Source organism: Caballeronia sp. AZ1_KS37, from assembly GCF_023631165.1.
In the GTDB taxonomy this organism is placed as follows: Bacteria; Pseudomonadota; Gammaproteobacteria; order Burkholderiales; family Burkholderiaceae; genus Caballeronia; species Caballeronia zhejiangensis.
Window position 1 is genome coordinate 250,155 of the sequence record NZ_JALQDP010000043.1, and the last position, 25,401, is coordinate 275,555.

General features: G+C 60.9%; 29 protein-coding genes. 13 read left to right on the forward strand and 16 right to left on the reverse strand.

What is annotated here, in order from left to right:
* The first annotated feature begins 77 nt into the window (after window positions 1-77).
* Entirely contained in the window at window positions 78-272 is a 195-nt protein-coding gene (locus NCS00_RS30255) for a hypothetical protein (protein ID WP_035510755.1), read from the forward strand.
* A gap of 61 nt (window positions 273-333) precedes the next feature.
* Here the strand turns inward: NCS00_RS30255 and NCS00_RS30260 are convergent, their stop codons facing one another.
* Entirely contained in the window at window positions 334-1,044 is a 711-nt protein-coding gene (locus NCS00_RS30260) for an SOS response-associated peptidase (RefSeq protein ID WP_244808857.1), read from the reverse strand.
* A gap of 195 nt (window positions 1,045-1,239) precedes the next feature.
* Here NCS00_RS30260 and ku point away from each other — a divergent pair, with 195 nt between their 5' ends.
* From ku to NCS00_RS30285, 5 genes are read left to right on the forward strand one after another with little or no spacing between them, the layout of a single operon-like run.
* Window positions 1,240-2,184 (forward strand): non-homologous end joining protein Ku, encoded by a 945-nt coding sequence (gene ku / locus NCS00_RS30265; RefSeq protein WP_250441901.1) that lies wholly within the window; start codon window positions 1,240-1,242, stop codon window positions 2,182-2,184.
* Between the two features lies 1 nt (window position 2,185).
* Entirely contained in the window at window positions 2,186-3,010 is an 825-nt protein-coding gene (locus tag NCS00_RS30270) for a tetratricopeptide repeat protein (protein ID WP_250441902.1), read from the forward strand.
* A gap of 9 nt (window positions 3,011-3,019) precedes the next feature.
* Window positions 3,020-4,324 carry a cation:proton antiporter gene (locus tag NCS00_RS30275; protein ID WP_250441903.1) on the forward strand — a complete coding sequence of 435 codons (1,305 nt, stop codon included), beginning with the start codon at window positions 3,020-3,022 and terminating at the stop codon, window positions 4,322-4,324.
* A 57-nt stretch (window positions 4,325-4,381) separates the two neighbouring features.
* A complete protein-coding gene (locus NCS00_RS30280; protein WP_008343290.1) occupies window positions 4,382-4,591 on the forward strand; it encodes a hypothetical protein in 210 nt (69 codons plus the stop codon).
* A 15-nt stretch (window positions 4,592-4,606) separates the two neighbouring features.
* Window positions 4,607-4,921, forward strand: coding sequence for a DUF4148 domain-containing protein (locus NCS00_RS30285; RefSeq protein ID WP_250441904.1), 315 nt, complete (start codon window positions 4,607-4,609; stop codon window positions 4,919-4,921).
* A 604-nt stretch (window positions 4,922-5,525) separates the two neighbouring features.
* Here the strand turns inward: NCS00_RS30285 and NCS00_RS30290 are convergent.
* Window positions 5,526-5,753 carry a hypothetical protein gene (locus NCS00_RS30290; RefSeq protein ID WP_250441905.1) on the reverse strand — a complete coding sequence of 76 codons (228 nt, stop codon included), beginning with the start codon at window positions 5,751-5,753 and terminating at the stop codon, window positions 5,526-5,528.
* A gap of 272 nt (window positions 5,754-6,025) precedes the next feature.
* On the opposite strand from NCS00_RS30290, the gene NCS00_RS30295 reads away from it, so the two are divergent.
* Both NCS00_RS30295 and NCS00_RS30300 read left to right on the forward strand, forming a co-directional pair.
* Complete coding sequence (locus NCS00_RS30295; protein ID WP_250441906.1) at window positions 6,026-6,295, forward strand: type II toxin-antitoxin system ParD family antitoxin; 270 nt, start codon at window positions 6,026-6,028, stop codon at window positions 6,293-6,295.
* On the forward strand, window positions 6,282-6,584 hold the full coding sequence (locus tag NCS00_RS30300; protein ID WP_250441908.1) for a type II toxin-antitoxin system RelE/ParE family toxin: 303 nt from the start codon (window positions 6,282-6,284) through the stop codon (window positions 6,582-6,584). The genes NCS00_RS30295 and NCS00_RS30300 overlap by 14 nt, the downstream gene beginning before the upstream one ends.
* 33 nt (window positions 6,585-6,617) lie before the next feature.
* Here NCS00_RS30300 and ligD read toward each other — a convergent pair whose 3' ends face one another.
* The 3 genes from ligD to NCS00_RS30315 all read right to left on the reverse strand — a co-directional run bounded on the left by ligD (window position 6,618) and on the right by NCS00_RS30315 (window position 9,354).
* Window positions 6,618-8,567: a DNA ligase D gene (gene ligD / locus NCS00_RS30305; protein WP_250441909.1), complete on the reverse strand. Its 1,950-nt coding sequence runs from the start codon at window positions 8,565-8,567 to the stop codon at window positions 6,618-6,620.
* Window positions 8,564-8,767 carry a hypothetical protein gene (locus NCS00_RS30310; RefSeq protein ID WP_250441910.1) on the reverse strand — a complete coding sequence of 68 codons (204 nt, stop codon included), beginning with the start codon at window positions 8,765-8,767 and terminating at the stop codon, window positions 8,564-8,566. Before NCS00_RS30310 ends, ligD begins: the two co-directional genes overlap by 4 nt.
* Before the next feature lie 260 nt (window positions 8,768-9,027).
* Window positions 9,028-9,354: a hypothetical protein gene (locus NCS00_RS30315; protein ID WP_250441911.1), complete on the reverse strand. Its 327-nt coding sequence runs from the start codon at window positions 9,352-9,354 to the stop codon at window positions 9,028-9,030.
* 153 nt (window positions 9,355-9,507) lie between these two features.
* Between NCS00_RS30315 and NCS00_RS30320 the strand changes: the two genes are divergently transcribed.
* Together NCS00_RS30320 and NCS00_RS30325 are read left to right on the forward strand one after the other, a co-directional pair.
* Window positions 9,508-11,832, forward strand: a complete 2,325-nt coding sequence (locus NCS00_RS30320; protein ID WP_250441912.1) for a sensor domain-containing diguanylate cyclase — start codon at window positions 9,508-9,510, stop codon at window positions 11,830-11,832.
* 227 nt (window positions 11,833-12,059) lie between these two features.
* Window positions 12,060-12,212: a hypothetical protein gene (locus NCS00_RS30325; RefSeq protein ID WP_250441913.1), complete on the forward strand. Its 153-nt coding sequence runs from the start codon at window positions 12,060-12,062 to the stop codon at window positions 12,210-12,212.
* Window positions 12,213-12,242: 30 nt separating this feature from the next.
* Here the strand turns inward: NCS00_RS30325 and NCS00_RS30330 are convergent, their stop codons facing one another.
* From NCS00_RS30330 to NCS00_RS30380, 11 genes are all read right to left on the reverse strand, one after another.
* Window positions 12,243-14,048: a phosphoadenosine phosphosulfate reductase domain-containing protein gene (locus NCS00_RS30330; protein WP_250441914.1), complete on the reverse strand. Its 1,806-nt coding sequence runs from the start codon at window positions 14,046-14,048 to the stop codon at window positions 12,243-12,245.
* A 64-nt stretch (window positions 14,049-14,112) separates the two neighbouring features.
* Window positions 14,113-14,928 carry a hypothetical protein gene (locus NCS00_RS30335; protein ID WP_250441916.1) on the reverse strand — a complete coding sequence of 272 codons (816 nt, stop codon included), beginning with the start codon at window positions 14,926-14,928 and terminating at the stop codon, window positions 14,113-14,115.
* Window positions 14,925-15,110: a hypothetical protein gene (locus tag NCS00_RS30340; RefSeq protein WP_250441917.1), complete on the reverse strand. Its 186-nt coding sequence runs from the start codon at window positions 15,108-15,110 to the stop codon at window positions 14,925-14,927. The genes NCS00_RS30335 and NCS00_RS30340 overlap by 4 nt, the downstream gene beginning before the upstream one ends.
* A 92-nt stretch (window positions 15,111-15,202) precedes the next feature.
* Complete coding sequence (locus NCS00_RS30345; protein WP_250441918.1) at window positions 15,203-15,589, reverse strand: hypothetical protein; 387 nt, start codon at window positions 15,587-15,589, stop codon at window positions 15,203-15,205.
* A 40-nt stretch (window positions 15,590-15,629) separates the two neighbouring features.
* Window positions 15,630-15,809: a hypothetical protein gene (locus NCS00_RS30350; RefSeq protein WP_250441919.1), complete on the reverse strand. Its 180-nt coding sequence runs from the start codon at window positions 15,807-15,809 to the stop codon at window positions 15,630-15,632.
* Window positions 15,810-15,897: 88 nt separating this feature from the next.
* Window positions 15,898-18,219 carry a sbcc family protein gene (locus tag NCS00_RS30355; RefSeq protein ID WP_250441920.1) on the reverse strand — a complete coding sequence of 774 codons (2,322 nt, stop codon included), beginning with the start codon at window positions 18,217-18,219 and terminating at the stop codon, window positions 15,898-15,900.
* Window positions 18,207-18,755, reverse strand: coding sequence for a hypothetical protein (locus tag NCS00_RS30360; RefSeq protein WP_250441921.1), 549 nt, complete (start codon window positions 18,753-18,755; stop codon window positions 18,207-18,209). The genes NCS00_RS30355 and NCS00_RS30360 overlap by 13 nt, the downstream gene beginning before the upstream one ends.
* A gap of 228 nt (window positions 18,756-18,983) precedes the next feature.
* Complete coding sequence (locus NCS00_RS30365; RefSeq protein WP_250441922.1) at window positions 18,984-20,378, reverse strand: metallophosphoesterase family protein; 1,395 nt, start codon at window positions 20,376-20,378, stop codon at window positions 18,984-18,986.
* Window positions 20,379-20,447: 69 nt separating this feature from the next.
* Window positions 20,448-20,942, reverse strand: coding sequence for a riboflavin biosynthesis intermediates N-glycosidase (ybiA, locus tag NCS00_RS30370; RefSeq protein WP_250441923.1), 495 nt, complete (start codon window positions 20,940-20,942; stop codon window positions 20,448-20,450).
* Window positions 20,943-21,108: 166 nt separating this feature from the next.
* Window positions 21,109-22,437: a recombination directionality factor gene (locus NCS00_RS30375; protein WP_250441924.1), complete on the reverse strand. Its 1,329-nt coding sequence runs from the start codon at window positions 22,435-22,437 to the stop codon at window positions 21,109-21,111.
* Complete coding sequence (locus tag NCS00_RS30380) at window positions 22,434-22,700, reverse strand: DUF7696 family protein (RefSeq protein WP_061168064.1); 267 nt, start codon at window positions 22,698-22,700, stop codon at window positions 22,434-22,436. Before NCS00_RS30380 ends, NCS00_RS30375 begins: the two co-directional genes overlap by 4 nt.
* 676 nt (window positions 22,701-23,376) lie before the next feature.
* On the opposite strand from NCS00_RS30380, the gene NCS00_RS30385 reads away from it, so the two are divergent.
* The 3 genes from NCS00_RS30385 to NCS00_RS30395 all read left to right on the forward strand — a co-directional run bounded on the left by NCS00_RS30385 (window position 23,377) and on the right by NCS00_RS30395 (window position 25,346).
* Window positions 23,377-23,976 carry a hypothetical protein gene (locus NCS00_RS30385; protein ID WP_025495929.1) on the forward strand — a complete coding sequence of 200 codons (600 nt, stop codon included), beginning with the start codon at window positions 23,377-23,379 and terminating at the stop codon, window positions 23,974-23,976.
* Between the two features lie 86 nt (window positions 23,977-24,062).
* Entirely contained in the window at window positions 24,063-24,881 is an 819-nt protein-coding gene (locus tag NCS00_RS30390; RefSeq protein WP_250441925.1) for a hypothetical protein, read from the forward strand.
* A 12-nt stretch (window positions 24,882-24,893) separates the two neighbouring features.
* Window positions 24,894-25,346: a bactofilin family protein gene (locus NCS00_RS30395; RefSeq protein WP_250441926.1), complete on the forward strand. Its 453-nt coding sequence runs from the start codon at window positions 24,894-24,896 to the stop codon at window positions 25,344-25,346.
* Window positions 25,347-25,401: the final 55 nt, after the last annotated feature.

Consider the following 25,401-nt stretch of genomic DNA (forward strand, 5'->3'; position numbering starts at 1 on the left):
GCACGCACTTCCGCTCCGTTAAGGATTTATCTAAGGGGCCGTTATCACGGTCTCGTCGAACCATTAAGGAACCCAACATGCGCCTCTTTCTCGCCATCATCATCCCGTGGCTCCAATTCTTCACGATCGGCCGTCCGATCGCCGGGATCATCTGCTTTCTGTTGCAGATCACGCTGATCGGCTGGATTCCAGCCGCTATCTGGTCCGTTTTCGCACTCGGCCAGTACAAGACGGATCGCAAGATCGAGCGCGCGCTCGGCAGCCGCGCCTGAGTCAACCTCTTATGGCCGCCGTCGGGGCAACAGCTTCGCGTCGGCCTTACTGTGCTCTCGATCATCCCCCCTCATCAGCAAGGAGCGATGCTTGCGCCAGATCGACGTTAGGGGTTGCCTTCGGTTTGGCGGTTCGGGGTGGCAGAGGAAACGGCTCCGCGTGCATTGCGTCGGCCGGATAAAGCTGCAGGAAAGACCGCGCTTCGTCCGTGCTTTTGCATGACAGCCAGTCTTCGTATTCCGTCTGCGGGATGATGACCACCGACCGTTTCTCCGATCCCGGCCTGTGGAAGCGCTTCATCAACGGGTGATCTTCGGCGTTGACCGTCAACATCGTCATCGACAGGCTCGTTGAACCGTCGGCGGGGTCTTTCCATGCGCGCCACAACCCAGCGATCGCGAGCGGCGCGCCATCGGCCATGCCGATGCGCCAGCGCACTGCCTTGCCAGTCTCGTAGTCTGGCTCGTAGAACCGGCGGCATGGAATCAGAGCGAGTTGCAGCTTGTTCCACGCAGTGCGAAAACTCGTCTTTTGCCCCACTGACTCGGATCGCGCGTTCATCGTATCGAAGGCTTTCACGCCCTGCGGGATGAACTTGCGCGGGACCATCCCGAACGTCGCTGCGTCAGTCAAATATTCACCATCGACGCGGCGGAAGATCGGCGCGGCATAGTCCTTGTAGATTTCCGGCTTGTATTCGAAGTTCGGCACCGGAAACAGACTGAAGACGTCGAACGCGTCTTTCGGATTAGACTCATAGCTCGTGCACACTGTTTTCGCCCTCCGTTGTCGAAAATATACACGGAGGCGGAGAGGGTCCCCGCCTTCTCCGTTGTTGCGGCTTGGGTTGGGAGGTGTGGCACCCGTTTTGCGCAAAACGCCCGTTGGCCTTGCCGCGTGACTGGGATGCGCCGCCAAGAGCGGCATCGACTGTGGCCGGCCAGATAACCTACGCGAGAGGTTTCTATGGCTGCGCGTTCTATCGCTTCAATGACGCTGAGTTTCGGTCTCGTATCCGTGCCGGTGAAGGTCTACACGGCCACGGAGAGCAAATCCGGCGTGGGTTTCAACCTCATGCACAAAGAGTGCGGCACCCGGCTCAAGCAGCAGTACGTCTGCCCGCACGACGGGAAAGTCGTCGAGCGCGCCGATATGGTCAAGGGTTACGAGTTCGAGAAAGAGAAGTACGTCATTTTCGAGAAGTCGGAATTGGACGCGCTGGAAGCGAGCGCGAGCCACACAATCGACATTGTGTCGTTTGTTCCGATCGATGCGATCGACCCAATTTACCTCGACAAGCCCTACTACCTCGCTCCCGACAAGCGCGGCGGAAAACCGTACCGGCTGCTCCAGGAAGCCATGAAAGACAGCGGCACGTGCGCCGTTGCCCGTTGGACGTGGAAGGGCAAGCAGCACATGGTGCAGGTGCGCGCCGGCAACGACGGCCTAATTCTCCAGACGCTGCTCTACGCCGATGAGGTTCGCTCGCAGGCCGATATTGGCATTGAAGAAACCGAAATCCAGCCTACGGAATTGCAGCTCGCCGAGCAACTGATCGATCAGTACCGCGTCGACAGCTACGACGCCGCCGCGTACAAGGACGAGGAGAAAGAGCGCATCCTCGCCGAGATCGACAAGAAGATCGCGGGCAACAAGATCACCGCCGCGCCCGCCGTCGAACAGCCCGGCGCGCAGGTGATCGATCTCGTCGAAGCACTCCGGGCAAGTTTGAAGAAGAAGCCATCTGCCGAACAGCCAGCAGCACCGCGAGCGGCGCGCAAAAGCGCGCGCACCGCCGCGCCCGCGGATGACGCGGCCGAAGCTGCTCCGGCGCCCAAGCGCCGTGCCGTGCGCCGTGCGGCCACTGAAGACCAACCGGCACCGGCGCGCAAGACTGGCACGAAACGGTGATATGCAAGACGACGGGTACAGCCTCCGCGATGTGCAACGCATGCTCGGTGTGTCGCGCAGCGTCGTTGACCGGTTGATCGCGGCGGGTTTCGTATCACCGCTAAGCGGCGAAAAAGGCGAGCGGCGCTTCACCTTCCAGGACATCGTCATGCTCAGGACCGCGCACGCGCTCCGAGTGGCGGGTGTCTCGCCCATGAAGATCGTCCGCGCACTCGATCACCTTCAAAAGAGCTGGGGCCGCGAAGGATCGCTCACTGGCGTGCGCATTGCTGCTGTTGGTGATCGCGTTGCGGTGCGGGATGGGGCGAGCCGCCAGTGGGATGCGGAAACCGGCCAACTGCTGCTGGATTTCGAGCAGGCACAGGCTTCGGGAAACGTCGCCTCCATGCAAGCGCCGCGCGAGCAGCGGGCGCGTGAAGAAGCTGTCAACCTGTTCCGGCAGGCGCGCGCGCTGGAGGAGGATGACCTCGACGCTGCGGAAGCGGCCTATCGGAAAGCGCTCGAACGCGCGCCCGACTATACCGACGCATCGCTGAACCTTGGGGGCATCCTCATGGACAGCGAGCGATTCGACGAGGCCATCGGGGTGTATCAAGACGCGCTGCGATACCGTGCAAACGACCCGGTGCTGCTGTTCAACATCGGCGTGGCGCTTGAAGATTCGGGCCGCTTCCGCGAGGCACTGCAGTTCTATGAGCGTTGCATTGAACAGGATCCCGACTTCGCTGATGCCCATTTCAACGCCGCGCGTATCCATGAAGAACTGGGCGAGGCAACGCTGGCCATTCGCCACTTCAACCAGTTCCGCAGACTGCAGAAGCTCTAGGAGACGCTGATGACGATCGAAGCCGTTTGGTTCTTGATCGTCGGGGCATTGATGGTGCTAATGGCGCTGGGCCGCAAACTGGTTGAGCGGCTGCCGATGACCGGCGCAATGGTGTACCTCATTGTCGGCTTCCTCCTCGGTCCAGCGGGCGCCGGACTGTTGACGATCGATGTCGAGCGCGACGTGCGCCTGCTTCGCACGCTTACCGAAGCGGGACTTGTGGTGTCTCTATTCGCCATCGGTATGTACCTGCGTGTCGAGCTTTCCAGGCCGCTTTGGCGACTGACGTTACGCCTCGCCGGGCCAGCCATGCTCTTGACCATCGCAGTAATGTTCGTCGCCGCGCGGTGGGGCCTCGGGCTCGCCGCAGGTCCGGCGTTGCTGCTGGCGTCTGCGCTCGCGCCGACCGATCCCGTATTGGCCAACGAATTGCGCGTCGAGGAAGCTGGCGACGATGAACCGCTGCGCTTCGCTCTGTCGTCGGAGGGAGGACTCAACGACGGCGCGGCGTCTCCGATGGTCTACATTGCTCTCGCGCTTTGCGGAGTCGGCAGTCTTGGCAGCGAAAACCCGTGGACGTTTGCCCTTGCCATCGCGTGGGGGCTGGCGAGCGCACTTTTCTTCGGCTGGGCGTTGGGCACCGGTGTCGTCGTGCTGGTGACCAAGCTGCGCACGAAGTACGACCATGCGCTGGGTCTCGAAGGTTTTCTTGCGCTTGGGCTTGTGGCCTTAGCCTACGGTGCGACTCTGATCGTCGATGGCTATGCGTTCATCGCAGTCTTCGCCGCCGGCGTCGCGCTTCGGCGGCAGGAAATGAAGGCGACGGGCGACAAGCCGCCGAGCGAGGTGTTGGAATCAGTCGAGCGGGGCCAGCGCGAGGAAGCCGCCAAAGATCCGGAACTGGCTCATGCGTATATCGCGGAAAACATGATGGGCTTCTCGGTCGAGGTCGAACGCTTTGTCGAACTGGGCCTGATGGTCGTCATCGGCAGCGTCGTATCCGCGCACTGGCGCGAGCTAATTCATTGGTCCGTTGTCTGGCCGGTGCTTTTCCTGTTTATTGTGGCCCGGCCGCTCGGCAGCACCCTCTCTCTGATTGGGTCGTCGATGGACCGCCAGCAGCGGTTTCTGTCTGGATGGTTGGGCTTGCGTGGCGTCGGCGCGTTCTACTACCTGCTCTTTTCCCTCGAACAGGCCGGGCAAGACCGCGTTGGGCCGCTCGTGCCGATCATCTTGGCGACCATCGTCCTGTCGGTGTTCGTGCACGGCGCCAGTGCCACGCCCCTCCTCAATCGCTATCTCAGCCGAAAGTAATCGGGCCGGAACAATCTTTGCTCTTTCCCAGCAATAACCGAAATCGCGGAGGAACTCATGGCAGAACAGCACAAGCCCGGCGAGAAAGTTCAGACCTCGGGCATCTACAAGGTCGTGAAGGAAGGCGATGGCGGCTCTGGCTTCGAGGTGACTTGCGTCGAGGGTGAGCACTTTCCGCCGACGCGAAGTGGCAAAGGCGCTCACTACGAGCTAGTCCATGCCGCTACGCATTCGCACAAGCACAGCGAACTAGGCAGCGGCGACTAATGGCAGGTGGCCAGCATGGACGCGACACGGAAACACTGGGGGATCGCCTATGCGTCGGCATTCTTGCTCGCCGGTTGCGTAGCGGTCGGCGAGATGCCACCGCCCGGCAGGTACCTTACGGACCGCGAATGCCACGACCTGACGGCGCTGAGGACGAATGCGAACCCCACGATGGCGGCGCACCAGTCAGAGTTGGCCGCGTTGCGAAAAGCGGGATACGACCCGTCGCCGTTTGGGTATGACCCCTACTATCCCGAGGACCTGCAGTACGCGCAGCGCCTCGTTGACTACTGGTACCGGAACGAATGCGCGCCAACACAAACTCAGTGAACAGGTGACCAACGTCGAGTCGACTTCAAGTACGGACGCTCGGCAATTGTCGATCCGTATAAGTAAGGCCCGCATCATCCCGGGCTCTCCAGGAAGGTCACGTTCGTCTTGCTAAATCAATCCCACTGCGATCTCGAGGTCGTCAGCGGCGCGTTTGAAATCAAGCGCACGTACATCGGCGCACGACACTCGCTGCCGAAAGCTGGGTGGGCTACGCCGTTACGGACGCGGTCAAACCGGGCACGTTACTGCCAGCGCGGGGCGAGCTATGGACGACGTTTGAGGCAGACACGCGCACGACATTCCACGGACGCGTTCCCGCGAGGGCACCGGCTCCAACTGAGCCGCACTACTACTTCGCTGGACGCCTTCTGTACCGCCGGACTCGCGGAGAACTGCTCGAAACGAGCTTATACCGACGGCTTGCCTATCCCGAACTGGAATGTTCGATTATTGAGCCGAGCGATGCCAGACTCAACAAGGAAGGCGCCGTCGTGTTTTCCGTCGCCTAATCCGGGTTCATACCCCCCGCGGCTTAGCGGCTTTTCAGCTACCGGTACAAGAATGAATGCAAGTCGCCTCGCCCAGGCTCCCGTGATGCCGCCTATGTGGACAGACGCACCGGTGACAGGGGCAACTCGTCGCCCTCAATGAAAGCGGTCGCTGACAGGAGCGCGAATCGCATCGCCGATTGCTCGTTGGCGAAGTATCCTAGTTCGCCGAGCGGCGTCGAACGACCGTCCTTCTCGAGAATCGAGGCGGTCGCTACAAAGACATTCCCACTACGCGTGACGTTCGGCTCGAACGCCGCGTCGCCGTGATAAACGATCATTTTGTTCTCTCAGGTTCCGTTAGCGATCGAGCCGTCGCTTAACTGCGACCAACATTACCGGGTCATATTTCGTCTGACCAGCAGTTTTCACGTTTTCTTTGCCGCATGTCAGAGATGGCGCAACAACTAGGACCGCTGTGTCGCTTTTTGGGCCTTTCCTTCCATCGCAGCGCGGCGAAACGGCGGTTGACAAGGGCGGCCTCGCTTCATGGCAAAGATTAGCGATGTTTGCTAATCTTTGTTTGGCAAAGGTAATGGCCAACGGAGCAACTATGAATGTGAATTTAACGCCCGCGCTAGAGACAATGGTCAAGGACAAGGTAGCGACCGGCCTCTACAACAATGCAAGCGAAGTCGTCAGGGAGGCGCTGCGGCTAATGGAGCTTCGTGATCGACACGAGCAGCTTCGCAGTGAAGCGGCCGGAGGCGCGGAGCAAGTACGCAACGGAAGGACGTCTCCGCTCGATGTTGAGGCATCCAAAAAACGAGCGATCGCGAACTCGCGGCAGGGCAAAAAGGTGAAACCTGTTGTCGCGCCGTAAGCTTCCTATCGTTCTTTCGGACCTCGCGCAGGAGGACTTTGCCGACATCTTGCAGTACACCCTCGAGATCTGGGGTGAAAAGCAGATGGACGCCTATGCTTCGAAATTAGAGAAGGGAATGCGCCTGCTCGAAACAAACCCCGCTTTGGGCATCGCGCGCGACGACTTGTTCGAAGGCTGCCGCGTCCTTCCGGTCGAGCACCATCTAGTGCTGTATGTTGCCGGCGAGGGGGCGATTGCTGTGGCGCGTATCCTCCACGAACGAATGAACGTAGAGGATCAGTTCTGAGCAAGGAGACGGCCGTGCCTGACGGCAGAGCCGTCAGCGCATGCCCACCGCCCTTCGCATTGCCACGGTTACGCCTTGCCGCGTGCGGTGAAATCCTTCCCATGGATCGGCTCGGAGCGCATGCATGCGCTGCGCGGCCGTCTTTATCGTCCACTGATCGGCGCGGCCGATGTCATTTAGCTCGTCCCACGCGATTGGCATCGACACCCCCATGCCGGATCGGGCACGCGCGGAGAACACCGCGACCGTGCTCGCCCCCTTGCTGTTGCGCAGGTAGTCGATGAAGATTTTTTTCACTCGGTTCTTGGGTCCAAGGACGGCGGAAAAGCGCTCGGGCATCAGTCGCGCCATGTAGCGGGCGACCGCCTGAGAGAAGTCTTTCACCTCGCCCCACTGCTGTCGGCGCGTGAGCGGCACAACGATATGGAAACCCTTGCCGCCGCTCGTCTTGATAAAGCTCTTAAGTCCGATCTCGTCGAGCAGCACCTTGGAGAGCGTCGCCGCATCGACCATCATCTGCCATGACAACTCTGGGTCTGGGTCGAGGTCGAGGATGAAGCGATCCGGATGATCGAGGTCCGGCTGCACGGCGTTCCAGCTATGCAGCTCGACGACGTTCATCTGAGCGAGGCCGATGAGCGCTTCGTGATGGTCGACGACCAGCAGCGGCGGGTGGCCAGGGTGCATCTCGACCGGCAACCGCGTGATACCGGGAATCTTCGAACGCTCCTCGTGCTTCTGGAAAAACAGCTCGCCGTGGATTCCCTCAGGCGCGCGGACCAGCGACACCGGTCTATCCTTTAGGTACGGCAACGCGAACTCCGCAATCTCGTCGTAGTAGCGCACGAGATCAATTTTCTTCATGCGCGTCACGTCATCAATGATGCGTTCCGCGTTGGACACTTTCACGCCCGCGATGACGAGCGTTCCCGCCCGGCCGGGTGACATCCGCGTGGTCCCCTTGGCCTGCGGCAGGCTCTCGGGTTCATCGACGTCGACGACAGTCTCTTCCGTCACGGCAGTGGCGGGCTTGTCGTCGCGCATGCCTTGGAAAACGGGGTGACGAACTTCGCCCGAAGGCGTCCATTCGAGGAACGACGCTTCAACGACGAGTTCAGGTTCCAGCCAAACGAAGTCGCGTTCTTTCTCGCGCGGGGGCGGGTTATAGAAAGGCGGATTGTCGCGAACGAGCTTCGCCGCCTTCTTCTCAAGTTCAGCGAGCGGGCGCGGCTTCAATTCCGCCTTCACAGTGCCGGCGAACCGCAAGCTGCCATCTCGCTCGTGCACGCCGAGCATCAGCGATCGCATCCCGCTCCTCGCGCCGGCTAGTCTTGTGTACCCGCCGACGACAAATTCTTGACGCCTTAGGCATTTGAGCTTGATCCAGTCCGTCGAGCGACCCGAGCGGTACGGTGCGTCGGCGCGCTTGCCGATGATTCCCTCGAGACGCATGCGGCATGCGGACGCGAGCAGCGATTCCGGGTCTTCGGCGAAGGACTCGCTGAAGCGAATGCGCTCGCTTGATGTTTTGGCAATCAACTCGCCCAGTAACTCCCTGCGCTGAGAGAGCGGCACTTCACGCAGATCGCGTCCGTTGAGGAACGGGATGTCGAACGCGAAAAAGGTCAGTTGCGCCGTGCTGCGGCGGTCAAATGCGTTCTGCAGGGCATTGAAGTCAGGCACGCCGCTCTCGGTAAGCACGACCACCTCACCGTCAAGCCACGCGTTGTCGACCGGCATTTCCTCGATGGCGGCCGCCAGCGTGCGCATCTTCTCAGTCCAGTCGTGGCCTCCGCGTGTGATGAGCTTGACGCGCCCGGTTTCCAGCCTGCACATCAGGCGATAGCCATCGAACTTTATCTCCCAGAGCCATGCGCCGCTCGCGGGCGGTCGGCGCGCGAGGGTGGCCAGTTGCGGAGCGATGGACTCGGGCAATGGCTCATCGGTGCTCCGCCCGCCACCGCGCGAGGAGCGCTTTTTCATGTGGCGGCAGAATCGTCAACGACCTTGATCCGCGCGTTGGGATAGAAGCGCGCGGCAAGTTCCAGTGCCGCTTGTCTGTCCGCCACAATCGTCACGAACACACCTTGCGGGCGATCCGGATCGGGAGCCTCGATGCGCCATCCTGCATGTTCGTCGGGACAAACGACTACCTCGCCCACAGATTCGTTGTCGCGGGTCATGGCGGGATTCCAGTAAGAAAGGTTCGCTGAGCCAGCGCAAAGTGCTTGCCAGACGCTTTCATCCGTCACCGTCCCCCTAGAAGTTCTCTTCTATCCATGCCTTCGCCCAAGCAATTGCCCGGTCATGCGCCGCGCGCTCAGTGTCGAAGTACCCAATGTCGGAGAAGTGGAAGATCTGTCCATCAGCTTCGTCCTCGGTCGGTTTGCGCTCGACCTCGCACCACGAGTGCCAGTGATGGCCGGTTCGTACCGGCCGTGAGTCAATGGTCCATTCCCGATACTCGGCTTTTCGCGCTGATTCGTCGTTGGGCTGGGGCGCGTGGGGCATCGTCGGCGTCCTTGTCATCGATGTAGGTGTTACTGATCAAACCATCGTAGTCGGCGCGTTCCGTGCTGACGATAGCCCGAAGCATTTGGGTGACGGAGTCGCGGCGATCCAGATTCTCAGCGATCACACGAGCAGTGCGCAGCGTGATCTCGTGGCGTCTAGGCAACCCCGAGCCGTCTTCGGCTTCGAAACGGAACCGATGAAGTTCCTCCGCCGATCCGAGCGGCGGAGGCTCGTGCGAAACAATGGTCACTTTCATGGTGATCGAACGAAGCTACCGTTGCCAAACGCCGATAGCAAGTGGCGAACCCACGATTCTTCAAGAACCGTGGCCCGCGGCCGTTATACGAGGGTTAATTTTCATGGCCGAGGGGCTACAGCGGCAGCGGTCGCGCTTACGCCTTCTCCTACGATGCAAACGACGCTCATTCACCTGCCATCCACGCCGCGCCATCGCGCGCTGGCCGTTGCTGCGGCTGCTTTGTCGATTATCGCTGCCGTCCTCGTCTGGCCGTACGCCAAGAACGCAGGCCCGGTCATTCCCGCCTTTTTGCCGGTATTTGCCACCTGGGTCACCCTCACCGAGGGGCTGACTGCGCTGCTGCTCTGGACACAGTTCGCCGTGTCGGGAAGGTTGCTCTTCGCCGCGCTAAGCGGCGCGTATGCGTTCACCAGCGTGATCGCCGCCATTCAGCTACTCGTCTTTCCGGGAATTTTCTCGCCAACAGGTTTGCTCGGCGCGGGGCCGCAAACGGCGGTCTGGATATGGGTTTTCTGGCACGGCGGCTTCCCCGCTCTCGTTACGGTCTCGTTGATTTCCCGCTCCGTTCCGTCGACCTTGACCCACCGGGCACGCGGCAGAGCGGTCGCCGTGGGTGCCGTCGCCATAGCGGTCGCCCTATGCGCGCTGGCAACGGCCGGCCAATCGCACCTTCCGCCGATTGTCGCGCAGTCCGGTTCATACGCGCAGCTATCAAGTAGCCCCGCTGGACTCCTTGTTGAAGCGCTGTGCCTCGCGGCGCTCGGACTCCACGTCTCGACGACTCGCTTGCGGTCGCTGATGGACCTGTGGCTGGGCGTTGCGCTGCTCGGCGCGCTCATTGACGTGACGCTGACCCTGTCGGCGAGCGCGCGCTACAGCGTGGGTTGGTACGCCGCCCGTGGAGCCTCGATGGTTTCATCGAGCGCCGTGCTCGGGATGCTCATTTATGAGACGACAGGCCTCTACCGCCGTCTGTCGGAAACGCACCGGACATTGGTCGAGACGTCGGCGCGTGACGGCCTGACGGGCGTCTTCAACCGTGCCTACTTCGATGAACGCTTTGCGCGCGAGTTTTCATTAGCCTCTGCCAGCAACCAGCCGTTGTGCGTCCTGCTGATCGACGTCGACCAGTTCAAGCAATACAACGACACGTTCGGCCATCTCACTGGTGACGACTGCCTGAAACAAGTGGCCGGTGCGCTTTCCACGACGCTGCGTCGGCAAAGCGATTTTGTCGCGCGCTATGGCGGCGAAGAATTCGTCGTGGTGCTGCCCGCCTGTGAACCTGCGGCCGGACAGCGCGTCGCGGAGTCGCTGAGAGCGGCAGTCGCGGGACTTGGTATCCAATCGGCATCGCCGAGCGGCGGGTCTATGACTATCTCCATCGGCGTGGCCTGCACGCTCCCGAATCCGCCGCAGTCGGCCTCCGCGCTGCTTGGCCGCGCCGACACCGCGCTATACCGTGCAAAAGCCGACGGCCGCAATCGGGTGGTCGATGGGCAGACGTTAGCGAGCCACAGACGAAGACGTCGCAGGCGGAAATCGCCCGGCATCGTTTCAGTCAGTAAGCTCTTAAGCGCTCCCCGCATGCGGCGCGCGGATCCTAAGCGGGCCAGTCTGAAATTGGAGTCCCGTCACGCGATGCACACGCCATCCGGGTCGCTCAGTTATCTGTGGCATGCTGGTCGTCTGTGCACCGCGAACTCCGAGTCGACAATGGGAAAAGCTAGCCGCAGCAAATCTTCTGCTCTTGACGAACGCACGCGCGAGGGCCTCGCTCTGGCCGGAGAGATGGTGCGACACCCTCAGGTCCTGCCTACATTCGCATCGATCGCCCGATTTTCGGATATGTCGAAGAAAGCGGGCGAATTATCGATGATCGGCCGGATTGCTGACGCCATAGGGGAGGATGAGCTCGCCCAAGCCCTAAGAGAGGCCCCGCTCGGCGCCGCACGAATGGCGAAACAATTGAAGGCGGTGCCGCCCCAAGCTTGGGCAGAGGGCATGCAGCAAGCATTCCGGAACCAGAAATTCGTGGACTTCATCGATCAGATGATCAGCATTGCTCATACGAAGTTTTGGTCAAGCGATCCGTATGTGGCGCTGCAGTTCAACCAGAATCAGCCGGCGCATCCGGACGACCCCATCGTTCTTGCAATTACGCGCGCGCATCGCAAGCTGACAGGCGACCCGCGACAACCCGGGTGGATAGCGCTGGCGCTCTTCTGTCTCGGACGAGTCATCGCCGTTACCTCGAGCAAAAGCTATGAAAGCGACGAGTGGACCGACGTTACCCTGATGTGGTTTAGCCTCGAAAAGCTGTTTCTCGAAGGCGATGGTCGCGACACCGCCAAGGCCGTACTAGAGCTCAAAAAGGAGCTATTGCCCAACCTCCCAGAGATAATCGGCTCGAGGATGATGCACGGGCTGGCAGAAGCCGCAATCAACGCAGGTGAAACGAGATTGTTTCAATGAAGGCCTGCCCCAACCTTTTCGGGCGTTTCCCCATCGCGTCGTTGCAAGCGCGAAGGACGTGAGGCATTCCTTCCGCCCGGCACGTTGGCTGCTTCTTACAGGGCATGCCGAGCTCAAGGGGCAGTTATGAATCCGATTTTTGATGAGAAGACGCGCGACGGCGAAATCGCTCGTGCCCTCAATCTGGCGCTGCACGCCTCAGCGTGTTCTCAGGCATAGAGGCCACGATGGAAGGCGAGACCCTCCGGCTTGACTTCGCTCGTGAAAGCGCGGCGATGATGCACGCCCTGCGGCTGCTCGGGGTGCAGCCGGGCGAAACACTACCCGCGCAGAATTTTGACGATTTCGACCTCGCAAAAAAAAACGTCCCGGGGTTTTAGCCTGGGACGTGCTCAAAAGGTTGGTTGCAGCTACGCCGCTTCTGCAAAGAGACTCAACTGCGTCGTGTCACAGCCCAACAGTGCCTGATGCGCTTCATCGCCGATCGCGTTCTCGATCAGGTGTGCATCGAGCTCGGACGGCGTCAGGTTGAGACGCTGAGCGAGTCGCGAGAAGTACTGCCCGCGCTTGGCCATATCCTGATACCGCTGCGCCATGCCGGTCGGCAGTTTCACGATACCTTCGTTCAGCCAGAAATGCGCAGAGTCGATCGCGTCACGATGCTGTGTGTCCAACATGAAAGCAGTGTCATACGTGCACGTCACAAACGCACAGGCGGCTTCCGCATCAACCTCAAACTGCGTGGCTTCTTCGAAGTAGACGGTCTGCTCGCCACCGGTCGTCCGTGCATAACGCCCGGGCCGACCCGGATGCCGATACGGATTCCACTGCTCAGCATCGAACGAGCGCAGCCCGACCGAAGGCGCATCGCGGTCATACTGCCCGACCGGATACCAGCCGTGCAGCACGATGTCAGTCTTCGGCAAACCGTCGATCTTCGGAACCGGATACCGGCGCCCAAGTACGTTCACGTCATGCCACACCGCCAGCGCCGGAAACGCATGCGGCGCGTAGTGATGCATCGACAGAAAGAAGTCGATGGCCACCAACTGCTGCGGCGTCACGAACTCGAACTGCGGCTCGCAAAGCATCCGGTTCTGCTCCGTATCAGCGATAGAACCAATAGCGAGGTCGGCCGAGTGCGCTTCAGCCCGGTCCCGCTCGGCCGCGTCGATACTGATCAGCATCTTCAGCAAACCGATACGGGTTGCATAGCTGTACGTGTCCGCCTGAATGCGCGTGTAGCCTGCATCGCTCAGCGACCGCCCTATCAGTTCGCGACGCGAAATATCCCACTGTATCGCGAGCAAATAGTTGCGAAAGTCGTTCAGCGGTCGAAGATGCCCGTACTGCTCCTCTTCTATCATCGCCTCAAGCGACTTGTCGCGGTCACCGGCGACGCAACAGAAGGAACAACCGAAACGCGAGCCGCACGCGGCGCGCGCACCCGATTCGCCCATCACGACACCGCATGTTCCACCGTTTCCTGCCCGGTAGATCTCGGACAGGCGGAGTATCGTGCGTGACATCAACGGCGATGGAAACAGCAGCGTTTGCGCATCCGCCAACAGCGCGAGCATCGTCCACACATCATCGGACGTCCATTCGCTCAATGGGCTGATGGTCAGCGCCCCGGTTCTGCTTCTGACCGCCGTTTCAGCGCTATCTCGCCTTTCTGCCATTGCCACCGCGCGCGAGGTACTTTCATCCCTGCGCAGCCCGAGCACCGTTATGACTTCGCGAGCACCGTCATCTGCCGCTCGTCGTTCAAGCAATGTTCGGAGACGGCCTCCCGGCCGTACCTTCCACTCGTCGGCGCACGCTCTCGTCCTTCTCCCATCACGCACGCCATTTTCAGGCGTGCGTACCAATGTGCCGCGCCCGATGGTAGACACTACGAACTGGCTTGCCAACGAAGGTGTAGTCACGTGAATGTGTACGGGCAACGCCGACGCTTCGATATACAACTGCAGCTCGTCCAACACTGAGTGCAAGAAGTTAGCTATTGTGGGATTTTCGATCGTCGTATCGACCGACTGAACATGGTGGGTGATCGTCGTGCCGCCGGCACGGCGAATCGCCTCAAGCATCAACACCAGAGTACACGTGCTGTCCTTGCCGCCCGAGTAGGCGCAGCTGAGGCTATGCCCAAGTTCAACGTATCGCTGCATGACGCTGATCGCAGCTTCCATCTTCGAGAGAATTTCCTGTTCCATCTTTTTCGCTCCGAAAAAAAAGGAGCGACCCTTTCGGGATGCGCTCCCGAAAGGGTTGATTGGTCTAAATCAAAAGGTCTGCCGTCGCTCTTTGCGCCTCTTCGAGGCCATCCTGCGCAGCCGCAAACATGTCGCCCTGCCGCGTCGCACGGTCCAGGCGTGGCAGCGTCTTCGCATACCGGCTCACGCTGGTTCCGTCGAAGCTGTCGGCACCGGCGGCCGCACAGATGCGGATGCGCCGCGCCGAGTTCACGCGACCGACGTGCAAGTAGCAGTGGCGGCGTCGCGCGAGCGAGCCCCACACGTGCGCCGTCTGCTCTTTCCACTCCGTTGAACCGCCAATGAAGATGCCAACAGCAGGCGACAGCAACGAGGCGAGGTCTTCGACCTGCATACCGTTCTGAACTGCGATCAGCATCCGGCACGGCATCCCGCGAAGTCGTTCCAGCCACTTCAACGAGTAGTCGAGCGAGGCCATCCCGCCCATGACGATGTCCGGAAGGACAAGCCACTCAGCCCGCTCGCCGAGTCGTTCGACGGCGACCGCAAACGCGTGCTCATCGAAGGGCTGACCCTGCTGGTACGCGGTCCAAGCGCCGTTATCCAACGCGTAGCGATCGAAGCCCTCGGTACGCAACTCGCCCTTGGCCGAGACCAACAAGCGCCAGTCGGCGCCCTTGAGTGCGGCCAGGTTGCGGCGGGTGCCCGTGCGGCTCGCGTAACCGATGAGCGGCTGCCGATGCATGGCGATCCGCTCTTCGATTTCCGGGTCATCGTCAGCAGATCCGTCGACTCCGTAGTACTCGGCGTACGACATGAACGCTTGCGCGTAGCCGGTCTTCTGGCCACTGGCGTATTGCTCCAGCCACGGCGGCGTCATTGGCGCACCCCGTTTTGGGGTTGCACTCTGCCACCGATGATCAGGAAGACCTTCGTTTCGACGTTCCGGACCCACGGACGAACTTCACCCGGGTGCGTCGCGGTGCCGGCGATGTAACCAATCGCCGCCTCGAGGTTGGCGAACTGCTCCGGCGATGCGCCAAGCTTCGCTGCTTCAAACATGAAAACACTCCACAGAAAGAACGCGGAGCGACCCCAGCGGGCCGCTTGCCCGCAAGGGTTGAGAAAAGAAATTGGACGGCGTCTTGCGCCGCTTAATCGATCAGCTTGACGCTTTGCCACCAGCGACCGCCCGAGGGCAGGTCTCTGACGAAAGAGAACGCGTCCGCTTCTTTGCGCGTGAGCTCGATCAGCCCACCCTTCAAGATGGCCGCCTGGAGATAGACGACATTCGCGAGGGCGAGCGCGCCATGCTGTTCGGCGATACCGGTGAGCGTCTCGACGGCATCGAGAAGTTCGGCATGGAACTGCTTGGCGTCAGCGGCGAGACGAAGCGATACATCCGCTTCGCCAATTGCGCCCAATACCGCATCGCACTGAGCTTGCGGGTCATCAGACCCGTACTGCTCGGGTTTGATCCAGCTTCGGATCACCATGTCGTTCAGTACGTCGTCCACGAAATCAGTACAGGAATAGGCCATGGAAGGCTCCAGTCAAGAAGTGAAAGAGAATGAGCCGGTGTCAGATGCGACGCAGACGGCCGTTATCGAACGCGGACGCGCGACGCAGGTCGGGCGGCCGCGGCGGTTGCGATTGCGCAGTGGCCGGTGCGGCTTGCTGCATTGGCGGCTGGTGACGCGCCGCGTTCGAATGAGACGGACTGCCGGCTGCCGCGAGCAGCAGCATCAAAAGGTTTGCCATAGTGAAAGCGCCGAAGGGCGCGAGAAATTGAAAGAGGAACGAGAAGCGCCCCTTGTGGGGGCGACTCCCCACAAGGGTAAATAGAAGATCAAGCGGCAAGCGCCTGTACGTCGATGACTGCGTCGGCCTCAGCGACAAGGTCGGGCGTCTGCGAGATGAAGAACTCCCTTTGATACCCGCCTTGGCGCAGCACTTCGCGTTTCATGCGCATGAACTGCACTTTGCGCTCGGGATCGAGCGGGCCGTCTGACTCGTCGCTGAACAAGGTCTGATACGGCTGACCGGTGTTCTGCGCGAGATAGAGCGCGATGCCCCGCGTGAGGCACTCGTTAATCCAGACCTTTTGACCGCCGGACATGACGGAGACCGACTTACTGCTGCCGGACTCGGCGTCGTGAACAAGGATCTCAAAGCCCTCGCGCAGTTCGCCGCTTGCGAGCGTGCGCTGCGTGCGGATCTCAACGGTGAACCGCATGCCGTAGCACGCGAGCAATAGCTCGTTGACGGTGTGCGTCAGCGCAGGACCCGCGTCATCGATGGTCAACGCGATCACGCCGTCGTTGCCAAAGCCCTTAGCCAGCAGCTTCCACCGCGCGATTTCATCGGAGAGGCGATCGGCACGAGACTGCGTGGCCGAGAACTTCTCCAACTCCAGCGCCAGGGCTTCCGCTTCGGCCTGCAACACACTCTGCGCGCGGATCGATTGCTCGATCCGACCATCCAATGCAGCGACGGTCTCGCGGTTCCCCGCGATGTCGCGATCGAGCTTCGCAATCGCTGCGGTAACGTCGACCGAAGCGAGTCGCCCGACCTCCTCGGTAATGCGCGCAAGCTCCGCTTCCATACGCGTCTTCTCAGACTGGTACTTGGCGGTACGTGCGGCACTTTCCTCGGCGATCGAACGCAACTCAGCTTGCGCCGCTTCAAGTCCCGACACGGCGGCATCCAGCAATGGCTTAGTGGCGGCAAGCTCTGCCGCCGCCTGCAAGGCGCGGCGCAACTGCGCGGCCGCATCGGTGATGGCGAGCATCTCAACACGCTTCGCCGCCAATTCAGCCGGCACCAGTGCCAAGGCTTCGGCCTGCGCTTTCTTCTCGCGATACTCCGCGCGAAGATTCGCCACCGAAACACGCTGCACCTCCGCTTGCTCCTTCGCTTGAAAGGCTTGCGCGAGCAGCGGACATTGCGCATGCATCGAATGACCGACGCACGGCACCTGCTCCGCCACCGCTGCCTGCTTGCTCAACGTGTCGAAGTGCGCGGCTTTCGTCGTGCCCTGGTTCATCAAGCTGGTAAGCGTTGCATCGAGCGTGGTCAACGTCGCGCGTTTGACCTCCAAAACGGCAATGTCGCGCTGCAGGGGAGCGAACCTCGCTTCCTCGCGCGCAATCGCCAACTCGGCCTCCTCGCGCTTCGCCGCCGCACCGAGGATCGCCTCGCGGCGAGCCAGCGTTGCCTGGTGCGTGGCCACGGTTCGACTCAGCACGGAAACGCGCTGCTGACAACGAACCGCCGCTGCTTGCTCGTCGTCGGCCGCGCTTTTCAGGGCACGCCCCAACTCGTCGCGGCGCACGCCCAGCTCTCGCAGGCGCGCTTCGGTCGTGGCCGATTCGCCCTGCTTGGCCGCAAGCGTCGCCCGCTCTTGAGTCAGCTTGCTCGCATGCTCCAGCGCGGCGTCGCGTTGCTCCCGAGCGGCACGCAAGGTGTTGCCCTGCGCGACGATCGACTGCTGAGCGTCTGCTTTACGTTGCCGCTTTCCGGCGAGCGCACCAAGCTCAGATTGGATGCCTTCGAGCGACTTGCCGAGCACCTTCGCGACCTCACCGGCTTTCGCCGACAATGCCTTCAGGTGGTCGATGCCAAGAAGTTCAGCCAGCAGCGTCTTGATCTCGCCCGCACCGTAGGACGCGAGCGGCCGCCGGTTCTGAGCCGAGAACACGCTCGTGAAGAACGTTTCCAACGAACCGTTGATCGCCTCGACGCAGCGGTTATACGACTCCGCCTTGCCGTCCGACACCGTTCCGTCCGGCAGCGACACCGGGCGCCACGTACCGTCGACGCCGCGATAGGCAAGGTAGTACTCCGCCTTGCCTGTCTTGCCGGGCTTGCGAAACGTGAAGGACGAGCGATAGCGAATGCCGTCGTGCTCCCATTCGAGTTCCTTCAACGCACTGGTGCCACAGATGTGATCCCAGTACGAGAAGGCGTCGACCGACAGCTTCGACGCGCGCGACGGCATGATCGGATACGGGTGCAAGTTGTCCATGATCGTTGTCTTGCCCGCCCCGTTAGGGCCGGTCAAAGCGATCAGGCCATCCGGCAACGTCTCCAGATCGAGCGTCACGCTGTCGCGTTTCATGCCATCGCGCACGCCAACGAAGCCTTCCAATGTCAGTTTCAGAGGCCGCATGACACGTCCTCCGACACGCTCATCGAAGCCGACATAGCGGCCATCTGCGCATAGAAAGCGTCGTCGTCCTCGTTGGGAAACGGCTCGTTCATCACGACCGACGGCATAGACTGCACCGCTGGTTTGGGCGCTTGAAGCGTCCCGTCTAGTGCGGCCGCCACGCTGTCGCAGACTCTGCCGAACTCGCGACGCGCGTTCGGCAAAAGCTCGGACCAACCGCTATGCCCGGTGAGGCTACGGATCTCAGCAGGCGACCACTGGCTTGCATACCCTTCCTGATACGACCACAGAAGGTGCTGCATTTCAACGGTCGGCGTAACGGCGATCTCGCGAGCGCCGGGGGTCGTAGCGACCAGCAACAGCGTATGACCGAACTGCGCCAGCACTGCGCCGCGGTACTGGCCGAACGGCTGATGCTGGATCGCAGCGGTAAAGCCGGCCAGATCGACCAACGACTTTTGAAGATCACGCGATGAGCAGTCGCCCAACGCAAAGGTGCGAACCCAGTTCGGGCCAGCAGGATAAAGACCAAACATGATGCACTCCGTTATGGTGGGCGGAATGCGGCCCCGGAAGGGATCGCTCCCCGCCAGGGTGAAAGAAGAAATGAAACTGCTAGAGAAAGGTCCTGCCACTACGAATCGATGCGTCAAAGACGCGGTGAAACCTCTGTTTCGATAGCGACGTTGATGGTTGGCTATCGGAACACGGCTTGCGTGTTCAAGCAAAGGAGCCGTACTGGCCTCCCCTGCATGCGCGGCCACCTACGCCGCAAACAAATCATCGTTGAGCCACGAAAGCTGATCTGCCGAAGCCGACTCGACGATTTCCACCGTCGCATCTGGCATGGGCAGTGCATCGTCGCAGACATCGCCATCCGGAACTACGTGGGCCGTCACCGGCGCAGGCTCGGATATGCTCGACAATGCGTCAGCGTCGCTCAGTCGCGCCAGCACGCCAGCGGCGATTGCCTCCGCGTCCCCCGTTTCCAGCAACTGCAGCCGGTCAAGCAAAGGCGCCGGATCAACATCAGCGTGCTCGCACCAACGCTCGAGCTTTCGGTCAATCGACGTTTCGAGGCTGATGCCTTGAGCGCGTGACCGGACGACGGGAAGAATGCGAGCTTCGACCTTCAGCTCCGCCGCGTTGCCGAACAGCGCCGCGATCGCGTCGCGGTCCACTGACTGTTTGTGCTCTTCGTCGACCTGCCAACGAATTCGCACGAACTTGTCGGTCGCATCGAGCGCGATTGCCGTCAGGCGCTGCATGTCGGGCGGTCCGTCAAAATCGACGCAGATGGTCTGCCGAGAAGGCGTAACGACCAGATCGGCTTGCGCGCTTCCCACCTCGACATTCCACATGAGAAAACCTTTGTCGCCTTCCTCACCGTAGTGGAAACGCCCGATCGAACCGGGATACGCCACAACGCGCCCCGCTCGCTCCCACTGCTGTGCTTTGTGGATGTGCCCAAGCATGAACGCATCGCATTCGGCCTCGAACAGACTACCAAGCGAAAACTCATGATCGAACCCGGCCATAGTCACGCTGTGCTCGGTCGTACAACCGTTGACCGTGCCGTGTGAAACCCCGACAGTCCGGATGCCTGCTGCACGAAGCTGCTGGTTGACGCGTCCTGCTGCGGCGAGATAGTCGCCCAGCACGGCTTCAAGGCCCGTCCCGGCTTCCTTGGCACCGACAGCGACCGCCAGCGCCCCCTTATTGACCGTGGGCAGACACGTGAACACGACATCAGCGCCGATTGCCAGAACCTCGCGCAGCTCCTCGTCCGAGAACACCGGACCGTCCGAGGGGTAGAACCGCCCCTCGTGAAGGCTCACCTGCTGCACGCGTTCCGCAACGTAGATCTGATGCGTGGTCGCCATCAGCTCAAAGTTGCGTAGCGTCCCCGGAGGCTCATGTGAGAACGTGCCCTGCAGCATCAGGACCGGCATGCTGCCGCTCAGCCCGTTGATGCGCTTTGCAAGGCGGTTCAACGACGGCGCGTGTGCGTCGAGACGATGGTCCGTCGCATCACCCGAGATGACTGCGACGTCGGCATGGGCGAGCACCGCATGGTCGATGCCGAAGCCGAAGCATCGATCCGACTCCTCGATGTTGCCCGGCGCGTAGTGCAGGTCAGAAAAATGTGCGATCTTCAAATCGCCTCCTATAAATGAAAAAGGCCACCCGAAGGTAGCCAGTAATTGCCGATGCGCCGTTCTGGCGCGCTAAGAAAGGGATGACGTTGACAGCGTGTCGCGGACTTTCATCAGTGCCTTGCCCAAGAGGTTCTGGCCACGCCACTTCGATTTGTCCGTGATGTCTGGATGATGCTCACCGAGACCCACGCCCCATATCGTGTCGTAAGGACTTGCTTCGACTAACTCGGCCGGCGCCGTCGCAAGCAACAGCGTTCGCAGGCCGGGATGCTGCGCGAACTTCTCGCGGCATCCGACATAGACGATCGACTCGCGTTTCGCCTTCCACATTTCTAGGTCAAAACCTTTGACCTTGCGGCCGAGGGCTTTTTGTTCCTTCGGGAGATGTGTGGCGAGCACAGCCTGGGCGATGTCCTCGTCGCCGAACAGCTTGGCTTTTGAAAACATCATGAACTGCTCTACCGACCGAAAATCGACGTCATGGTAAGTAAAGCGGCACGGGTGCCAGTTACTAAAAGCGTCCTCCGCGCCGAAGAACAGCGTGAAGTTGCCGACTCTACGCATTGGAAGCTCCTTCGCGTGAACAAGTAGATGGGCCGCCGAAGCGGACGAATTCGATGCGCAGTCACAGCGCGGTCGAAAACATTTGAGCAAGCGGTTCTTGCTGAAATGCTCTCATGCGCGAGCGTAGAAGAAAGGATGCCAGCCCCCGAAGGGGGACTGGCCAAGGTTAGACGTAAGCAGCTTGTGCAATCGCGTGCTGAATTTCGACGTCAAGCGAGGCGGGATCGTCGAGCGCCGCTTTGAGGCGCGCGTTCATCGCATCCACATCAGCGATGCGCTCGATCCAGCCACGACCGTACGTCTGGTGCGCGTATTTGCGAAAGCCGTTCTGTCGCTCCGGCTGACTAAGGCCCAGACGATGCAGCAGGTCGGACATACGGTGACGCTTGTCTTCCAGCGTCTCATCGGGGTCGGGCGAGTCGTCGTCATGACCAGCTGCGCCGTCGATGCCCGATGGCTCGCCATCGCCTGCCCGGTCGGCCTCAGATTGCTCCCGCTCAGGCTGAACGACCGGATCGCCAATCGACTGTAACGTCCCGCCTGACTCCAACAGGGCCACCGCACGACTGGCAGCATCGAGCGCCGGTTGAGCCTCGTCCGCGCCGTCCAACAGCGCGCCCAGGTCGATATCCGCATCGAGCACCGTCAGCATCTGCTTCTGACGTACGGCCTGGCCGTTGTCGTCAATCCGCGTGATGTCAAACTCTTTCTTCGAGAGCCAAAAGCGCGTGCCGGTGAGCCTGCCACGCGCCAACGCCACGGTTTGCATCGCCGAATACGCTTTCTGCAGCACGTAGATGGAGTTGGTCGGCAACTCGATCAGCCCAAGTCCCTTCACGTCCGGAACTGCAAACAAGAAGTTTGCGGTCAGGTTGCACTTGCGGTCCTGATACTGTGGACAGACGTGAGGATCACAGACGCCATCGGGAATGTCGTCGTCTTGCCGGTGAACTACCAGTCGCCCACCGAAGGATCGCCGCGCCCGCTGTGCGCGTGCGTTACGCTCGACCGGTGCATACGTCTTGCAATAGCGTTTGCCGTCGCGGTCGTACTCCGAGAAGTACTGTCGCCCGGTTGTCGTGTACGCGGCCATCTGATTCGGCACATTGCGCAGCCAGTCGTCGAACGCGAACATGATCGGGAAACGATACAGCCGCAAGCCTTGCCCGCGATCCTCACCATACAGCCGCAGGATCTCGTCGGCTGTGTCCGGATTGGAAAAGTCGGACCGTCTACAGACGAAGTAATCGACGTTTCTGGGAATCAGCGCGTTCCGAAGCTTCAGCGACGTTTCGAGCAGCTTGCCGATGGCTTCGAACGACTCGCCCGCAGCGACCATGTCGTTGTAGAGCTTGACCGCTTTTTCGTTGGCTTGGTGCGCCCGCGTGAGTACCTTGATACCGGGTCGAATCTTGCCGATCGTGGGCGGGCGAATAGCTCGTTCTTCAACGAGGCTACGCGGCGCGTGATCGAACATCTGAACGACTGCGTTCATGAGGGTTTCCTTGCAAGAAAGAAGATGGCGTTGGTCCGCAGTGATTCGGCCTGAGATTGCATCTCTCGGGCTGCCGCACTGCCGCGACGTTCGCTGACATGGGAAATGAAGACAGAGCGCTCTGCGTCGCTGAACATCGCGACTCGAGCTACTTCGCACCGCTCCCGCCAAACGGGGGACGTGGTGTCCGCCTGCTCGCGCTCGGTATTGATTTGATGCGTGATGGCCTCGGCGATACGTTGATTGAGGCGGTCGGGCAACAACATAGAACAGCACCTCCGTTGAGAAAGGTCCGGCCGCAAGAAGCGACAGACGAAAAAAAAGCCCGCTCCGGTGAGGGAGCGAGCTTCTTGAAATCGATATAGAGACCTACGCGCCACGTCCCTTCCGGGGACGTGGCGTGCAGGGAGCGGCCGGCAATGCCGGTGTCGCTCGATCAGAGAACGTAAAGTCGTTCTCGCGCAGCATGGTCACGCCGCGCAACAGCCCTTTTCGGAATTACTTCCGCCGCAGGAATCACGGATCAGCCAACTTCGATCGTTCTACCCAGATCAGGCTCTGGAGAGAGAACACCCGAAAACCCGGGTTCGAACGATGTACCGGCGCAAATGAATGCAGCACAGGGTACGAGTATCACGGCTGAAATTGGGGAGTGTGTAGCGAGCACACTCAGCACAAGAAAGATTTCCACACCGGTAGCTATCCGGTCGGCGCATGCCAACGCACGAGGCGGGCACGACTTGCAGAGAAAAGATGGACTCCGGGCGTGGAGTCGTGGTCGATGCGTCGGTGACGCGGGGAATGGAGTTGAGTATCCGGGTTAATGACGTACGCGTGCGCTCGAAAGCTCACGAAATTCATATAGCTTTCGCCCGTTCGACTCTTGCCTAATCAATGAAAATTATATGTGAGAGAGAACACAGACACACCGAAAATCCCATGGCCGTTACTGACCTAGAAGCGCCTGACGAAGACCCTAAGCAAACCGCTGCGCTCGGCAACGAGAGCGGTGCGCCAAGCGGGCTGCGTCCGTTGAACCGCCTGACGAACGACAGTCGTCTCGCTCGCATCAACGGCGACACGCTGGCAAAAACGGAACTGCCGTACTACTCATTGTTCGCGCGTGAATTTCTCCGCGCCGACTTCAACTTCGCCGCCGCAAAGATGACCGTTGCGCGCGGCGGCAAGCTGATCGCAATCGAGTCGGAGTTTCGAACTGCCGAGGCGTTCATGAAGAAGGCGCTCGCATGGGCAGGTAAGTTTCCAGGTCGACGTGCACCGACTCCGCCCGAGATGGTCACGCTTGAAATTAAGCACGCCATGTCCGGTCGTCTTGTGCGACTCCTCTCGATGTATGACCAGCTTTTCCTGAAGACGATGGAAGCGCTGATGGCGAGAACCATGACGGCTCAAGTGCGCCAATCCGCACTGGAGGCTGCCGAGGCACGCATCAATCAAATCCCTTTCTTGTGCATGCCGGACAACGACCGCTTTGCGCCAGAAGGTGTGCTGCTTCCGGACTCGGATCGTACTCACTGACATCGTGTATGAACTGCCCTGCGTTTTGCGTTTGCCGCGCCGTGGGGCTGGACATGCTCGACCTAACAACGACGGGAGGACCCCGCATGGACTTACGCGAAATTCAACGACTGCATGCGCAGTTCGCACCTGACTCGATGACCATCGATCTGCCGCGGCAGATCGCTGCGCTCCCGGCGCCGGCCGACCTGACGGCAGACGCCAAGACACCCACGCTCAGGCTGCGGCTTCCGAAGGCGGCGCCTGTCGCTCGACGAAGCGTTGTCGCAGTTGCTATCGCCGCTGTCGTGGCTATGGCGGGAATGGGAGCCGCGTCGTTGTACAAGTCGGTGGGCGCGCCCTCCGCGCACGAAGTAAAGAAGACCGCCTCGCAGCCCCAATCCAACGGAAGCGAAAGGCCAGCAACGGAAGAACCGGCGACGCGCCCAATCGACGCAGAGCCGCCTCATCCGGTAGCGCTCGCTCCGATGCTGACGGGAAAAGACGTTGCTGCGGCTTCTCCAATCGGTCTGACGGCTGACCAGTTCAAGAATTCGCTGGGTACAACGAGCGGCCCAGCAGCGAGCGCAGCAAGCACGGCCGCCATCAAGGCCGTTCCTCCTGTCTCGAACAGTGTGCAACGCGCGGCTGCCTCGCCTATTCATCAAGCCCGTCGCGAGGCAGAGGTGGCCAGCCAGGCTCCCACTCAACCCGTGGCGTCAGTGCCGCCCGCGCAAGCGGTGACGCAGCCTGCCGCCGACGAACAAGCGTCGCAACAACACGCGGCACCGGCCCGTACGCACAGCTACCGTCATCGCTCGCATTCGCGGGATGAGCAGGTAAGCGATGGCGACACGGGGTCTGCTGCAAGCAAGAAGTCAGCGCCTGCGAACCGCGGCGGGGCGAACGAAGTACAAATGTTTTAAGGAATCGACACCATGAAAACCGAACTCAATATCACGCTTATTGCGCGCGGCTGCGCGATCACCGGCGACATGGTCGTGGATCACGGCATTTCGTTCTTCGGCCTACTCGACGGCGGCATCATCTCGACGCAGGGTCTGCTGCACATCGGCGAAGGCGGACTCGTAAAGGGCTCCGCGCAGGGCGAGCACGTTCGCATTGACGGGCGCGTCGACGGCGATGTGCACGCTCGGGGCTCGCTGGAAATCAACGGCCAAGTCTCGGGCGACATCTTCTACTCCGGCACGATCCGCCTTGGGCCGCGTGCGTCCTTGAACGGCACCCTCAAGCGCGTTGCCAGAATGCTGACGATTGAGGCCGATTCCACGCCGGACGAAGGGCCTATCGCCGGTCCGCGCCTGGACGACGTCAAAGGCCACGAACGCGGGGAATCAAATGTGACAGAGCTCTCCCGCGCAATGGCCTGAGTCTCTATAAGCCCCATGATTTGCCGATAACGGGTCAAAGTCTCGAAGAACCCCG

Bases quoted from the DNA above. Each gene is read 5' to 3' on its own strand.
- NCS00_RS30255 (WP_035510755.1), top strand. From the start codon at position 78: ATGCGCCTCTTTCTCGCCATCATCATCCCGTGGCTCCAATTCTTCACG.
- ku (WP_250441901.1), top strand. From the start codon at position 1,240: ATGGCTGCGCGTTCTATCGCTTCAATGACGCTGAGTTTCGGTCTCGTA.
- NCS00_RS30270 (WP_250441902.1), top strand. From the start codon at position 2,186: ATGCAAGACGACGGGTACAGCCTCCGCGATGTGCAACGCATGCTCGGT.
- NCS00_RS30275 (WP_250441903.1), top strand. From the start codon at position 3,020: ATGACGATCGAAGCCGTTTGGTTCTTGATCGTCGGGGCATTGATGGTG.
- NCS00_RS30280 (WP_008343290.1), top strand. From the start codon at position 4,382: ATGGCAGAACAGCACAAGCCCGGCGAGAAAGTTCAGACCTCGGGCATC.
- NCS00_RS30285 (WP_250441904.1), top strand. From the start codon at position 4,607: ATGGACGCGACACGGAAACACTGGGGGATCGCCTATGCGTCGGCATTC.
- NCS00_RS30290 (WP_250441905.1), bottom strand. From the start codon at position 5,753: ATGATCGTTTATCACGGCGACGCGGCGTTCGAGCCGAACGTCACGCGT.
- NCS00_RS30295 (WP_250441906.1), top strand. From the start codon at position 6,026: ATGAATGTGAATTTAACGCCCGCGCTAGAGACAATGGTCAAGGACAAG.
- ligD (WP_250441909.1), bottom strand. From the start codon at position 8,567: ATGAAAAAGCGCTCCTCGCGCGGTGGCGGGCGGAGCACCGATGAGCCA.
- NCS00_RS30310 (WP_250441910.1), bottom strand. From the start codon at position 8,767: ATGACCCGCGACAACGAATCTGTGGGCGAGGTAGTCGTTTGTCCCGAC.
- NCS00_RS30315 (WP_250441911.1), bottom strand. From the start codon at position 9,354: ATGAAAGTGACCATTGTTTCGCACGAGCCTCCGCCGCTCGGATCGGCG.
- NCS00_RS30320 (WP_250441912.1), top strand. From the start codon at position 9,508: ATGCAAACGACGCTCATTCACCTGCCATCCACGCCGCGCCATCGCGCG.
- NCS00_RS30325 (WP_250441913.1), top strand. From the start codon at position 12,060: ATGGAAGGCGAGACCCTCCGGCTTGACTTCGCTCGTGAAAGCGCGGCG.
- NCS00_RS30330 (WP_250441914.1), bottom strand. From the start codon at position 14,048: ATGGAACAGGAAATTCTCTCGAAGATGGAAGCTGCGATCAGCGTCATG.
- NCS00_RS30335 (WP_250441916.1), bottom strand. From the start codon at position 14,928: ATGACGCCGCCGTGGCTGGAGCAATACGCCAGTGGCCAGAAGACCGGC.
- NCS00_RS30340 (WP_250441917.1), bottom strand. From the start codon at position 15,110: ATGTTTGAAGCAGCGAAGCTTGGCGCATCGCCGGAGCAGTTCGCCAAC.
- NCS00_RS30345 (WP_250441918.1), bottom strand. From the start codon at position 15,589: ATGGCCTATTCCTGTACTGATTTCGTGGACGACGTACTGAACGACATG.
- NCS00_RS30350 (WP_250441919.1), bottom strand. From the start codon at position 15,809: ATGGCAAACCTTTTGATGCTGCTGCTCGCGGCAGCCGGCAGTCCGTCT.
- NCS00_RS30355 (WP_250441920.1), bottom strand. From the start codon at position 18,219: ATGCGGCCTCTGAAACTGACATTGGAAGGCTTCGTTGGCGTGCGCGAT.
- NCS00_RS30360 (WP_250441921.1), bottom strand. From the start codon at position 18,755: ATGTTTGGTCTTTATCCTGCTGGCCCGAACTGGGTTCGCACCTTTGCG.
- ybiA (WP_250441923.1), bottom strand. From the start codon at position 20,942: ATGCGTAGAGTCGGCAACTTCACGCTGTTCTTCGGCGCGGAGGACGCT.
- NCS00_RS30375 (WP_250441924.1), bottom strand. From the start codon at position 22,437: ATGAACGCAGTCGTTCAGATGTTCGATCACGCGCCGCGTAGCCTCGTT.
- NCS00_RS30385 (WP_025495929.1), top strand. From the start codon at position 23,377: ATGGCCGTTACTGACCTAGAAGCGCCTGACGAAGACCCTAAGCAAACC.
- NCS00_RS30390 (WP_250441925.1), top strand. From the start codon at position 24,063: ATGGACTTACGCGAAATTCAACGACTGCATGCGCAGTTCGCACCTGAC.
- NCS00_RS30395 (WP_250441926.1), top strand. From the start codon at position 24,894: ATGAAAACCGAACTCAATATCACGCTTATTGCGCGCGGCTGCGCGATC.